Annotated in this window: 11 protein-coding genes; 1 reads left to right on the top strand and 10 read right to left on the bottom strand. The window is 60.6% G+C overall.

What is annotated here, in order from left to right:
- Positions 1-6 precede the first annotated feature (6 nt).
- From KCN53_RS10445 to KCN53_RS10475, 7 genes are all read right to left on the bottom strand, one after another.
- The gene (locus tag KCN53_RS10445) at positions 7-1,113 is read right to left on the bottom strand and encodes an ABC transporter permease (RefSeq protein WP_088712484.1); all 1,107 of its coding nucleotides are present in this window, start codon (positions 1,111-1,113) and stop codon (positions 7-9) included.
- Positions 1,114-1,117: 4 nt separating this feature from the next.
- Entirely contained in the window at positions 1,118-2,236 is a 1,119-nt protein-coding gene (locus KCN53_RS10450) for an ABC transporter permease (RefSeq protein WP_088712483.1), read from the bottom strand.
- Positions 2,233-3,957: an ATP-binding cassette domain-containing protein gene (locus KCN53_RS10455; RefSeq protein ID WP_047822061.1), complete on the bottom strand. Its 1,725-nt coding sequence runs from the start codon at positions 3,955-3,957 to the stop codon at positions 2,233-2,235. Before KCN53_RS10455 ends, KCN53_RS10450 begins: the two co-directional genes overlap by 4 nt.
- Positions 3,958-3,960: 3 nt before the next feature.
- Complete coding sequence (locus tag KCN53_RS10460; protein ID WP_158246579.1) at positions 3,961-4,965, bottom strand: efflux RND transporter periplasmic adaptor subunit; 1,005 nt, start codon at positions 4,963-4,965, stop codon at positions 3,961-3,963.
- Complete coding sequence (locus KCN53_RS10465) at positions 4,962-5,579, bottom strand: TetR/AcrR family transcriptional regulator (protein WP_158246578.1); 618 nt, start codon at positions 5,577-5,579, stop codon at positions 4,962-4,964. The genes KCN53_RS10460 and KCN53_RS10465 overlap by 4 nt, the downstream gene beginning before the upstream one ends.
- Before the next feature lie 155 nt (positions 5,580-5,734).
- The gene (locus KCN53_RS10470) at positions 5,735-7,687 is read right to left on the bottom strand and encodes a cytochrome c/FTR1 family iron permease (RefSeq protein ID WP_088712480.1); all 1,953 of its coding nucleotides are present in this window, start codon (positions 7,685-7,687) and stop codon (positions 5,735-5,737) included.
- 96 nt (positions 7,688-7,783) lie between these two features.
- Positions 7,784-8,401, bottom strand: a complete 618-nt coding sequence (locus tag KCN53_RS10475) for a cation transporter (protein WP_088712479.1) — start codon at positions 8,399-8,401, stop codon at positions 7,784-7,786.
- Between the two features lie 75 nt (positions 8,402-8,476).
- Between KCN53_RS10475 and KCN53_RS10480 the strand changes: the two genes are divergently transcribed.
- On the top strand, positions 8,477-8,875 hold the full coding sequence (locus tag KCN53_RS10480) for a MerR family transcriptional regulator (RefSeq protein ID WP_088712478.1): 399 nt from the start codon (positions 8,477-8,479) through the stop codon (positions 8,873-8,875).
- Positions 8,876-9,012: 137 nt separating this feature from the next.
- Here the strand turns inward: KCN53_RS10480 and KCN53_RS10485 are convergent, their stop codons facing one another.
- The 3 genes from KCN53_RS10485 to KCN53_RS10495 all read right to left on the bottom strand — a co-directional run bounded on the left by KCN53_RS10485 (position 9,013) and on the right by KCN53_RS10495 (position 12,615).
- The gene (locus tag KCN53_RS10485; protein ID WP_088712477.1) at positions 9,013-10,407 is read right to left on the bottom strand and encodes an aldehyde dehydrogenase family protein; all 1,395 of its coding nucleotides are present in this window, start codon (positions 10,405-10,407) and stop codon (positions 9,013-9,015) included.
- Positions 10,404-12,044, bottom strand: a complete 1,641-nt coding sequence (locus KCN53_RS10490; RefSeq protein WP_088712476.1) for an acetolactate synthase large subunit — start codon at positions 12,042-12,044, stop codon at positions 10,404-10,406. Before KCN53_RS10490 ends, KCN53_RS10485 begins: the two co-directional genes overlap by 4 nt.
- Positions 12,045-12,135: 91 nt before the next feature.
- On the bottom strand, positions 12,136-12,615 hold the full coding sequence (locus tag KCN53_RS10495) for a cation transporter dimerization domain-containing protein (protein WP_243444630.1): 480 nt from the start codon (positions 12,613-12,615) through the stop codon (positions 12,136-12,138).
- Between the last annotated feature and the right edge of the window lie 4 nt (positions 12,616-12,619).

The raw sequence follows: 12,619 nt of genomic DNA on the forward strand, positions 1-12,619 counted from the left end.
AACTGTTTAACCCGTTCGGCGGCGGAACAACCAGGTCGCCGCCAGCAGGCTCGCGGCAGCGATAAGCGCCATGGGCCAGATGTGGGAGAAATAGAGCCAAAGGGGCGCTTCACGAAGATACACCGCTTTGCTGATGACTATGAAGTGGGTGATCGGCGTGGCGGCGGCAAGGCCCTGCAACCAGTCGGGCATGTTTTCTACCGGCGTGGCATAGCCCGAAATGAGCACAGCCGGGACCATATACATGAACAGCCCGATAATCGCCTGCTGCTGGGTCTTGGCGAGCGATGAGATAAACAGGCCGATACCGACTATTGCAGCGAGATAGACAACCATTCCGAAGAAAAGCAGGGCGAGAGAACCGCGGATCGGTACGTTGAGAAACAGCATCCCCAGAACCAGCATCGCACTTGCGCTCGTCAGCGCAATCAGGAGAGCCGGCACGCTTTTGCCGATCAGGATCTCGAAGGGGCGCAGCGGCGACACCAGCAATTGCTCGAAGGTACCGAGCTCGCGCTCGCGGGCGATCGACAGCGCGGACACCATGAAACCGACCACGGCTACGAGGACGGCAAAGAGCGCGGGCACTGCGGACCAGAGCGGCTCGAGATTGGGATTGAACCAGGTCCTTTGGACAAGACGCACTGGTGCCGTCGCGCGCAGTCGATCGAGCCGCTCCCGATTATAGGTTTCGACGATCCGGCTGCTGTATCCCAGCAGGATCTGAGCGGTGTTGGATCTGCGGCCATCGAGGATTAGCTGAACCTCGGCGCTTTCGCCGCGCTCGAGTCGCCGCGAGAAGTCTTCGCCAACGCGCATGACCAGCGTCGCACGGCGTGCGTCGATTGTCGGCGCGATATCCGCGCCTGCTCGCAAATGGATAATCTGATCGAATACTTCGGCACCCTCGAAGCGGCTGATAAGCTCGACCGAGGCATTGCCGTGGTCCTGGTTGTAGACCGCCAGAGTGACGTCCGATACTTCCTGCGTAATTGCAAAGGCGTAGATGAGGAGCAGAAAGGGCGGCGAAAACAGCACCACCCAACGGGTTTGCGGATCGCGCGCGCTTGCCAGAAGCTCCTTCACGATCAAGGCGTAGATGCGTTGCCACATGGTCTCAGTCGAGCCGGGTGCGTGTGAACAGAGCGCAGATTGCGAAGATCACAATCGCGAAGATGGCAAGGGCAGCGAGATCGGGCAGCAGAACCGCCCAGACATTGCCGGCAAGAAACTGCGTCTGCAGAGTCGAGACGAGAAAGCGCGCCGGGATCGCGTAGCTGAAGAGCTGGAGCGCCAGTGGCATGCTGTCGAGCTCAAAAACGAAATTGGAAAAGTAGAACGCGGGCAAAAAGGCAAGCATCACCGCGACCTGCGCTGCCACGAGCTGGTTGCGGGTGAGCGTCGAAATGAGCAGTCCTTGGCCCAGCGAGCACAGCATGAAGAGTGCGGCTGCGAGCGAGAGCGCGAAAAACGATCCGCGGAAGGGAACACCAAAAAACGCCACGGCCACAAACACGGACAGCATGAACGAGCCGAGGCCCAGCACGAAATAGGGCACAAGCTTGCCCAGCAGCAGTTCGAGCGGACCGACAGGGGTCGCAAGGAGCGCTTCCATAGTGCCGCGCTCCCATTCGCGGGCAACCACAAGCGCTGTGAGCAAGGCGCCGATTATGGTGAGAATGATCGCCACCGAGCCGGGGACCAGATAGTTGCGGCTCGAAATCTCGGCGTTAAACCAGACACGCGGCTCAATCGAGACGAGAGGCGCGAGCGGCGGTTGCCCGCGATCGAGCCATTCTTGCTCGAGCCAATTGATAACGAGCAATTCAATATAGGAGCCAACCAGTCCGGCTGTGTTTGGATCACCCCCATCGACCAGGATCTGGATCGGCGCCGCCTCTCCGCGGAGCGCAATTGCGCTGAAATCCTGTGGCAGGATGATGATCGCATCGAGCTCGCCCGCGGCCATGAGGGTTTCGAAGTCCTTTCGCACAGGCGCTGTTTCAATCTCGAAATAGCGCGTGTTGCGCAGCGACGCGACAAAGCTCTCCGTCTCTCCGGTCGGCTGTTCGACCACAACGCCGACCGAGAACTGCCGGGGGTCGAACGAAACCGCATAACCGAACAGGAAAATCAGCATGATCGGCAATAGGCCGGCAATCATGAGTGTGCTCGGGTCCCGGATAGCCTGCCGGGTTTCCTTGCGCATGATCGCGGCGAAACGCGAAAAACTCATGGCGAGGTCTCCGCTTCGTTCTTTTCGACGAGAGCGATGAATGCATCCTCAAAGGTCGGGTTGGGCATGGTCGAGGAGGCCGCTTGCGCCTTGAGTTCGGCGGGAGTCCCCAAAGCAATCATCTGCCCGCGATATATGAGCGCGGCGCGGTCGCAATACTCCGCTTCGTCGAGAAAATGTGTCGTCACGATGACGGTTACGCCGTTCGTGACCATGGCGTTGATATGGGCCCAGAATTCACGGCGCGTACGCGGATCGACACCCGAGGTCGGCTCGTCGAGAAAAAGGACGTCAGGCTCGTGCATGACGGCACAGGCGAGCGACAGGCGCTGCTTGAAGCCAAGCGGGAGCTGGGCGGAATTTTCATTGAGCTTGTCCGTGAGGGCAAAGCTGTCGATCATACGCTCGATCATGAGACGCTGCCGCGCTCCGGTAAGGCCGTAAACGCGTGCGAAGAACCGCAGATTCTGCATCGTGCTGAGATCGCCATACAGCGAAAATTTCTGCGCCATGTATCCGAGACGAGCCCGTGCCTCGCTCGCGGCAGTACGCAAATCGACACCGGCAATACGAGCCTCACCGCTGGTCGGCTTGAGAAGGCCGGAGAGCATTTTGAATGTAGTCGACTTGCCCGCGCCATTGGGTCCGATAAGCCCAAACACTTCACCTCGACGCACATCGAAACTGATCTCGGAAGCCGCAGTGAAGGAGCCGAACATCCGCGTTAGTCCGCGCGCCTCTACGGCAATCGCTATATCGTGGCTGCGCTGCGAACCGCCGGCGAAGGGCGATTCAGCGCGAAACCCGCCGCCAATGAGATCGATGAACGCATCCTCGAACCGCGGCGCGACAGGTTTCAGCCGAGCTTCATCCCCCGCGCCAATCGAAGCCAGAGAGAGGGCACGCGCGTTCTCATTGAGCAACAGCCTGACATGGCTGGCCTGGATTGTTCCATCCATCACAGCCTCGTGTTGGCGTGCTCTGTTCAAAACGTAGCGCCGATCGCCCTCGATGCCCTCGATCAAAAACACCCGGCCAGCGACACGCGCGGCCAGATCGGTCGGTCGACCGTCGAAGATGAGATCGCCCTCGCTCAACACGAGCACAGTCTCGCATTTCTCGGCCTCATCGAGGTAGGCGGTTGCCCAAACGACCGTGATCCCTTCATCGGTCAGTCGGCTTACCATTCGCCAGAGTTCGCGCCGCGAAATCGGATCGACGCCGACGCTTGGCTCGTCCAGCAACAGAAGTTCAGGTGTAACAACGAGAGCGCAGGCGAGCCCGAGCTTCTGCTTCATGCCGCCCGACAAGGCGCCTGCCAGTCTGCCGGTAAATGGCGCTAGGCCGGTAAAGTCGAGAAGCCGCTCGAATGTCGCCTTGCGCGCTGATCCAACCAGTCCGCGCAGATCTGCGTAGAGATTGAGATTCTCCTCCACGCTCAGATCCTCGTAGAGGCCGAAACGTTGCGGCATGTAGGCAATGCGCGCGCGCACCTCCTTCGCGTTGGCTACGGGATCGAAACCTCCCACGTCGATCCCGCCTTCATCGGGGCGCAGCAGTCCGGCGATCAGGCGCAAGAACGTAGTCTTCCCCGAGCCATCGGGCCCAACCAGCCCCACGATGTGCCCCGACCTGATCTGCGTGCTTACACTCCGCAATGCCGGTTCGGCTTGCTTGGGGAACCGTTTGGTCAGGCCTTCGATGGTCACCAGAGCTGTCACCGGTCACCGCTCTCTGGCGGCGGGACGGACAATCACGGAGACTGGCATGCCCTGCTTCAGGATTCCGTCTTGATCTTCGATACGCACACGCACCCGGTAGACAAGGCTAGTGCGCTGTTCGCGGGTCTCAACGGACTTGGGTGTAAACTCGGCTGTCGGTGAGATGTAGGCGATGCGACCGGGGAATGCGCGGCCAGCCTCGGTCAACACTGTCGCGGGGGCACCGATCTCGACGCGCTCGAGGTCGGGTTCCTCGATATAGGTTCGGACCCACATGGGCGAGGTGTGCGCGAGTGTGAAGACGGTTTCGCCAGGACCCACAATGGCCCCAACCTCGCGTGCGCGCGTCAGGATGATCCCGTCAGCGGGCGCGTAGAGGTTTGCATCCACCAGGCGTTGCCGGGCGAGTGCAGCGGCAGCTCGCTCGCCGCCGAGCGCCGCGCGTCCTTGCTGGATTTCTTCGCGCCGCGGACCCTTGCGCGCAAGCGAGAGTTCCTCGAGCGCCGCCTGCCGCTGAGCGGCCGCACGATCGCGCTGTGACCGCGCCTCGTCCTGGGTCTGCCGTGCGGCAAACCCGCGTTCGGCAAGGTGCTCGACCCGGTCCAGAGTGGCTTGGGCTATGCCCAGTGCGGACTCCGCTTCCTCAACGCGGGCTCTCGCCCGCTCGATCTCTTCCGGCCTGTTGCCCGATTCGAGAGCGGCGAGCGCTGCGGAGCGTTGGCTGGCACGCGCTTCGGCCAGTGCGATCTCGTTCTTGTAATCCTGCGGCTCTAGCGAAGCCAAAAGATCGCCAGACTCGACCCTATCTCCCTCATCGAACGCCAATCGGTCGATCCTGCCTGGAACCTTGAACGCCAGATTGACCTGACGAATGTCGACATTTCCATTGAGTACCAGATGACCTTCTCGCTCATGCCGATCAGGCTGCATCAACCAGATTGTCGCCGCCGAAGCGGCTAGCAATACGAGCAGGGCAAGTCCGATGTAGAGCTTCTTTCTTGAGCTCATGATGGACATCCGGACACAGCGGCACCACAATTCAGCAGGCCCCGGAGCTCGAACTCAGTGCAATGTCCTGCCAGCGACACGCTCGGTGCATTCGGTGCGACAAAAACGGCGTAATGCATTGCCCGCTCGATCATTCCGACAAGAAGCCAAGCAATGAGACGCACAGGGAGATTTTTCACCAGGCCTAGCTGTTGGACTTCTTCGAGATACTGCGCGAGCGCGTCAGCACCTTGCTCGAAATGGCGGTTGACATGATCGCGCTGTTCGGGCGGAAGCGCATGCGCTTCGCGCAGAACCAGCGTGGTCAGAAGAGCGTGCTTGCGCCCATACCGAATGATGGCAGCCCAGATTTCTTCAACCTCGGCTGCTAGCTGCTCTCCGGTTTGCAGCCGCTTGGCGGGATGGCGGGCAAGGGTCTCCTCAATCAGTCCTGCAAAGAACTCATCGATAAGCGCGACAAACAGCGACGGCTTGTTTTCGAAATGCAGATAAAAGGTCCCCTGCGCTACACCCGCATTTGCGACAATGTCCGCGACGCGGGTTGCCGTGAATCCCTGCTGAGTAAACAGCTCGGCCGCGGCAGCTTTCAATTTTCTGGCGATGTCATCGGTCATTTGAACACGTCGATGTGACTGACGCATCAGTCAGCGAGGTATTACAGACCTGCAGGGTTCTTTTTGGCCGAACTCTATGCTTGCCCTGAAGCGTAGGATAGTCCTTCGCAGGCCCCCTTGCGTCCGGATCGAGGAGACTGCGTAGCCGGGACCGCTTATCCTGTAGCGTTTGCCGGTGGCGGATTGGAAGTAGCTCGGCTTGCGCGAAATCCGGCAATCAGGGCCAGCAGCGTGAGCAATTGCGCGCCCATCGTCTCGACAGTCGGGAAGAAGCCGAGTTCGGCGAGGCGCGGCAAGCCCGCAATGAAGGTGGCGGAAAGAACTCCGGCCTCCTGGAAAGCGCCCACGCCCTTGCCCGCGAGAATGACCGCAAGGATCGCAATCAGGATAGCACTGTAGCGGAAGAACTGGGTGATCGGCAGTTTACGGCTGTAGCGCAGCATGGCCCATGCAATGAGCGCCAGCAGCGCGACTGCGGACAAGGCACCTGCCAGTATTATGCCGCTGCTCTGCGGGTTCCACAGGGCAGCGTAGAACAGGATGGTCTCGAACGCTTCCCGGTAGACAACCACGAATGCGAGACCGAAGAGAAACCATGCCGATCCGCGCGAGAGCGCCTTGCCCATTTTTTCCTGGATATAGCGCCGCCATTCCTCGGCCTGGGATTTGCCGTGCATCCAGATACCGACCGATGCGAGGATGACAGCCGCCAGCAGCGCGCCGATCCCTTCGGTCATCTCGCGGCTCGCACCGCTGATGCTGACGAAGTAGGTTGCTACGACCCAGGTGGCGACACCTGCCAGAAGAGCGGCGATCCAGCCGCCATGAACATAAGGCAACACCTCGGTGCGCTGCGACTTTTTCACAAAGGCGATCATGGCGATCACAACCAGAATTGCTTCGATCCCCTCGCGCAGGAGAATGGTGAACGCCCCGAGAAAGGTCGAGATTTCGCTGGCCGCCTCAGGAGCCAACGCTCCCTCGGCTCTGGCCAGCAGACTATCGATGCGAGCCCTTAGTTGCTGTAGTTCGGATGGATTCGCACCGGACTCTATTCCGGCCCGGAATTGCCCGAGCGCCTGTTCTACCTCCCGCATCAAACCGCCATCGCGCGTTGCCAGGAGGGCCTCCAGGGGTTCAAACCCGTCGAGATAGGCAGACAGGGCAAGCTGCCGCGCTTCCTCTCGGTTGCCAGCCCGATAAGCTGACAGGCTGCGATCGAGCGTATCGCGAACGAAGGCGAGCGAACCTGTGTCATTTGCCTGTCCCACCGCATTGGGATTGGCGCGAAGATAGGCCATGACGGCGAGCGCACGGTCCTCGCCGATCTGCTCGGCCAGACTTTCCGGTGTGAGCGCGGCGAGCGTCTCGAGATCGGGGACAAGCTGGCGTATGCCATCATCTTCCCGCCAAATACGCTCGCCCTTGGCCACATCTTCAAAAGCAATGCTGCCGGCATGGAATGCAAGCGCCCAGCGATCCTCGTCGGACAGCGATGCGAAGCTGGGCATGGACGTTCCTTCCAGCCCTTGCGTGATGACCTGGTAAAGCCCGAACGCACTGCGCTGCCGCGCCCGGTCGATATCGGTGAAGTCGATCGGCGGGGGATCGAGCGCCTGCATTGCGGCCGGTGGCGCACTTCCGGCGGCGCCGTGACACGAGGCGCAGTTCTGCGCGAAGAGAGTGCGGGCGCGGACAAGGTCGGGCGCCTGCGAAGGGGCGAGCGGAACCGGGTAGGCTGTCAGCAACGAGGCTGCCAGCGCGCGCGCGAAGCGCCCAACTCGCTCGGCAGGTTCCTTGTTGGCGATCAGAGCTCGCAGCTGGTCCGATCGGCGGATGAGTGCTTGATTGTCTTTAGTATCCGGCAATGCAGCGATCTGCCGCGCCACGACATCGGAAAACTCCACCATTTCGCGATATTCGAATTCGTCGGCAACACGTCCCTCGGAAACGGCGGAGGCGTAGTCGACCGCGATATAATCGAGCAGACGCCAGGTGGTTCGCACGTCGGGTTCTTCCGCGTTCGCGGTGACGGACAGACACAGCGCAAGCGCCAGCAGAATGAGCCGCAGTGCCGGATGGACGGTGGCGGAGACGATGCGATGCATGAGGGGGCTCTATATCGGTTGCAATTAATTCGCAATAGCAGGGTGTAGACGGAAACGTATTTCCCCCAATTCGCAATCGCGGGCATATTCCGGAGTTTAGGTAGAGCGCAGTTCGCCACGCGCCTGTTTGGAGACTTCGGCACTTCCCCACACCGCCAGTCCTGCCATGATGCTCGCCACAACCAGATCGGGCCACGCACGGCCGGTGCCGAAAACGCCAATCGCTGCCGCCAGCACGGCGATATTACCGATCGCGTCGTTGCGCGAACAGATCCACACCGAGCGCATGTTCGCATCGCCCGAGCGATACCGGAACAGAATCGCGGCGACGGCGAGATTTACCGCCAGAGCAAGAGAACCGATGGCGCCCATCGTTCCCGGGTCGGGCGACGCCCCGACAAAGAAACCCCAAATGGCCGAGCCGAGCACCCACAGGCCGAAAGCCAGCATGGTCGCCGCCTTTACGAGAGCCGCACGCGCGCGCCAGACGAGCGCCATCCCTGCTACACCGAGACTGATAGCATAGTTTGCCGCATCACCGAGAAAGTCGAGCGCGTCGGCCTGCAAGGCGCGCGAATCTGCAGCAATGCCTGCCACGATCTCCACGCCGAACATGATTGCATTAAGGCCCAGCGCGATCCACAGAATGCGCCGCCATGTCGGATCGTTGGTGCTTGCACCGGCCTCATCGGGACCGCAGCAGGTGTTTCCCATTTACTCGACTCCTTGCGTCGATCCGCCCTATGCACCTTGTAGTAACTACAAGGTCAAGCGGTAGGAGCCTTTGTCATGAGAATTGGTCAACTTGCCCGGATAACCGGCGTCAAATCCGAAACAATCCGCTTCTACGAGCGCGAGGGTATCCTCGCTGCCCCTCCGCGCACTAAGGCCAATTATCGCGACTATGGACCTGCAGAGGAAGCGCGCCTTAACTTCATACGGCGCGCGCGTGATCTAGGCTTCTCGATGGCACGCATCAGGGAATTGCTCGATCTCTCCGATGATGCCGACCGGTCCTGCGCGGGCATTGACGCTCTGGCCAGAAGCCATCTCGGCGAAGTCGAGCGCAAGATCGCCAGCCTGGAGGCGTTGCGGACGGAGCTTGGGCGCATGATCGCTGCCTGCGAGCAAGACACGGTAGGCGATTGTCGCATCATCGATGTACTTGCCGGTACCACCGAGCCTTGATGCCCGCGCCTCGTGCGCCAGTTCGGTCAGGCTCGCCGATGCACGGCTTTTGTCCGCCGCCCCTAAGAGACTTAACTTCGGGAAAGGCCGACGGGTGCGAAGCTGCCCGTGTCGCCATCCCGGGTCTGTCGAACGGGTTATGATGCTGCTGTCGGCCAGTTCCAGACGGCCATTTTTTCAATGCTCATATCCGCCATAGTGTAGGGGATCCCGCCGACGCCAAGCCCGGAGCGGCGCAGCCCTGCAAAAGGCATCCAGTCGACGCGGAATGCCGTATGGTCGTTCACCATCACAGCCGATCCCGCCAGAGACTGTATGCAATGATTGGCGATTGACAGGCGATCCGTGAATACAGCGGCCTGAAAGGCGTAAGGCAGGGCATTGGCCTGCTTGATAGCCAGGTCGATATCGTCATAGCCATACACGCAGATCACGGGGCCGAAGATTTCTTCCTGGGATACCTTGGAACTTTCGGGAGGATCGACAATGACGGTCGGGGAGAAAAGAGTATCACTCAGACGGCTTCCCCCGCACACCAGGGTGCCGCCTGCTGCGATGGCTTCATCGACCCAGCGTTCGACGCGGTCAACTTCCTCCGTTCGGATCAGGGGTCCGCATTGGGTCTGAGCATCGGCGGGATCGCCCACGACCAGCTTTTCGGCAGCTCGCCCTAGGTCATTGGCGAAGTCTTTCAATTCTGCAGCAGGGACGAATACGCGCTGTACGGAAACGCAGACCTGACCCGAATGATAGAACCCGCCTTTAAGCAACGAGGCGATCACTGCTGCGCGCTCCACGCCGTTGTCCACGATTACCGGCGCCGCGCCGCCGTGCTCGAGAGCAATGCGGGTCCCCGGCGCCAGCTTCGAGCGAAGCATCCAGCCGATTTTCGCAGAACCGATGAATGAGAAGAACGCCGTGCGCGGATCGGTTACCATTCTTTCGGCGATATCGTTGCCGCAAGGTGCGAACCGGCACCAGGCCTCGGGCAGGCCGGCTTCATGGAGAATGCTCACGAAGCTCTGGCATGACAGAGGCGTTTCCAGCGCAGGCTTGATGAGAACGGGGCACCCGGCTGCTACCGCCGGTGCAACCTGATGGACGATCAGGTTGAGGGGGTGATTGAATGCCGAGATCGCCACGACAGGACCGATCGGCTCGCGGAAGGTATATGCCGTCCTTCCCGCACCCGCTTCTGTCAGGTCCATGGGGATCTCGTGGCCGCCGCCATCGCTGAGCGCCTGAACGCACAAGTCGACGCTGCTGATCGCGCGACCGGCTTCCACGCGCGCATCGACCAGGGGTTTGCCGCCCTCCCTGACGATCTGGAGAGCCAGATCCTGGGCTCGTTCGCGCATGATATCCGCAGCCCGCCGGAGGATGGCGATACGCTCGTGCACGGCAAGCCAGCCATGGCGGTCGCGGTGGAGCAACTGCGCTTCACTCAGCCATTCATCGATTTGAGGCCAGTCGATTAGCGGCACTTCTGCAACCGGCTCGCGGTCGAACGGATTGTGAACGATCGTCTTCATAGCTCACACACCTTTGCGCCGAGTTCATCAATCAGCACCTTCTTGTTTTCGGAATAGTCGACGGGCAGATCGACGAGATGCACGCCGCCAGCCTCGAATGCGTCGTTCAGGACCGCCACAAGATCTGCGCTCCGTTCGACCCGGTGACCGGTCGCTCCATAGCTTTGTGCGTAGGTGACGAAGTCGGGATTGGAAAAGGTCAGGCCGTAGTCCGGAAAGCCGAGCTGGTCCTGCTTCCAGCGGATCATGCCGTATGCTGCATCGTTCAGAACGAGAACGACAAGGTTCAGTCCAAGCCTGACGGCCGTTTCCAGTTCCTGCGAGTTCATCATGAACCCGCCATCGCCGCATACCGCGAGCACTCTGCGCCCCGGCGCCAGCATCGCAGCCATCATGGCGGATGGAAGGCCAGCACCCATCGTCGCCAATGCATTGTCGAGCAGGATGGTGCCAGGCTCGTGGGCGATGTAGTTTCTGGCGAACCAGATCTTGTAGATGCCGTTGTCGAGCGCAACGATATCATCGCGCGCCATTACGCTGCGTACGTCGGCAACCACGCGCTGGGGGACCATTGGAAAACGTTCGTCGTCGCTGGTCTCGGAGATGTGCGATGCAATCTCGTGATGCAGGGCGGTATAATAGCTGCGGTCGCACTGCAGCTTGCCATCCAGGCGGTTTCCCAGCCGCTCGACCGATCCGGCGATGTCGCCGATGACCTCGAGCTGCGGGAAGTAGACCTGATCGACTTCGGCTGCCTTGTAATTGATATGGATGACGGTCTGCCCGCCCGGCTCCATGAAGAAGGGCGGCTTCTCCACCACGTCGTGACCGATATTGACGATCAGATCGGCCTTTTCGATTGCGCAGTGAACATAATCGCCCGACGATAGCGCCGCGGTGCCCAGATAGAGCTCGCTATCTTCATCGACCACGCCCTTGCCCATCTGGGTGTCGAAGAATGGAAAGCCGGTATCAGACACGAATTTGCGCAACGCTTTCGAAGCGCGGCGGCGGTTCGCTCCGGCACCGATCAGGAGCAATGGCCGCTCAGCCGCGATGATGCGCTCGGCCGCTTCGTCGAGCGCAGCATCTCCGGCGACCGCATAACGCCTGTAATGCGGAGGTATGACCGGTTCGATCGTTTCCTCTTCAGCGATATCTTCCGGCAGCTCGAGCAGTACAGCGCCCGGCCTTTCTTCCTGCGCCAGACGGAAACCTTCGCGAACGAGCGAGGGAATGCGATTGCCGTTCACGATCTGGGTCGAAGCCTTGCACAGCGGGGTGAACAGGGAAACGACGTCGACAATCTGGAACTGGGCCTGTTTCGAGGTCTTGATCGGTTTCTGCCCGGTAATGATCACGAGCGGGAAGGCTCCGAGCGCGGCATAGGCCGCCGGTGTGGTCAGGTTCGTGGCACCTGGCCCGAGTGTTGCCAGGCACACACCTGCCTTGCCGGTCAGGCGGCCATAAGTTGCCGCCATGAAGCCAGCGCCCTGTTCGTGACGGGCCAGAACCAGCGTGATGGTGGAAGTTCGCAGCGATTCCAGAAGATCCAGGTTCTCTTCGCCTGGAACGGCGAAAACATACTCGACACCCTCTGCCTCGAGCGCGGCGACCATAAGATCGGAAGCTTTCATTCGTCGGTCCTCATTTACGAGTTGCAGGGCGGTTCATGCCGTGCGCTACCAAACTGCTTGCTTGCAGCGGCCGACCTGATCGCCGCGCTTGTCAATGGTCGTGATCATGGTCTTGGCATTGGTTCTTTTCGACCTGATGGCCCGGGACCATAACCGGATCACAGTTGGCAGCGAGGCAGGCTTCGAACGTTGCATGGGTGATGGCGTGCCGCGTCTCGAGCATACCGCGAGCCCGCGCCTTCACATCCTCGAAAGCCTGCAACGAAGATTCGGCAGGAACGACATGCGCCTCAAGCGCGCGATAATGCTCGCTGATGCTCCAGACTTGGACGTGATGGACGTCGGCCACGCCTTCTGCGTCACGCAGGTCGCTCACAATGCGATCGAACTCGCTTTCGTCCGGCACCGCGCCCATCAAGAGACGCACCGTGCGAGGCAACAAAGTAACGCCCTGCCAGATCACAAAGTCACCAATGACCACCGTGATGGTCAGATCGGCGATATAAAGTTCGTATCGCAGAATGAGCACGCCAGCCACGATCACACCGGCCGAAGCCAGCGCATCGGACACATTG

This window comes from Pacificimonas aurantium (assembly GCF_020092905.1).
GTDB classification, from domain to species: Bacteria; Pseudomonadota; Alphaproteobacteria; order Sphingomonadales; family Sphingomonadaceae; genus Pacificimonas; species Pacificimonas aurantium.

Excerpts from the sequence above, each read along its gene's own strand:
- KCN53_RS10445 (WP_088712484.1), bottom strand. The coding sequence starts at position 1,113 with ATGTGGCAACGCATCTACGCCTTGATCGTGAAGGAGCTTCTGGCAAGC.
- KCN53_RS10450 (WP_088712483.1), bottom strand. The coding sequence starts at position 2,236 with ATGAGTTTTTCGCGTTTCGCCGCGATCATGCGCAAGGAAACCCGGCAG.
- KCN53_RS10460 (WP_158246579.1), bottom strand. The coding sequence starts at position 4,965 with ATGAGCTCAAGAAAGAAGCTCTACATCGGACTTGCCCTGCTCGTATTG.
- KCN53_RS10465 (WP_158246578.1), bottom strand. The coding sequence starts at position 5,579 with ATGACCGATGACATCGCCAGAAAATTGAAAGCTGCCGCGGCCGAGCTG.
- KCN53_RS10470 (WP_088712480.1), bottom strand. The coding sequence starts at position 7,687 with ATGCATCGCATCGTCTCCGCCACCGTCCATCCGGCACTGCGGCTCATT.
- KCN53_RS10475 (WP_088712479.1), bottom strand. The coding sequence starts at position 8,401 with ATGGGAAACACCTGCTGCGGTCCCGATGAGGCCGGTGCAAGCACCAAC.
- KCN53_RS10480 (WP_088712478.1), top strand. The coding sequence starts at position 8,477 with ATGAGAATTGGTCAACTTGCCCGGATAACCGGCGTCAAATCCGAAACA.
- KCN53_RS10485 (WP_088712477.1), bottom strand. The coding sequence starts at position 10,407 with ATGAAGACGATCGTTCACAATCCGTTCGACCGCGAGCCGGTTGCAGAA.
- KCN53_RS10490 (WP_088712476.1), bottom strand. The coding sequence starts at position 12,044 with ATGAAAGCTTCCGATCTTATGGTCGCCGCGCTCGAGGCAGAGGGTGTC.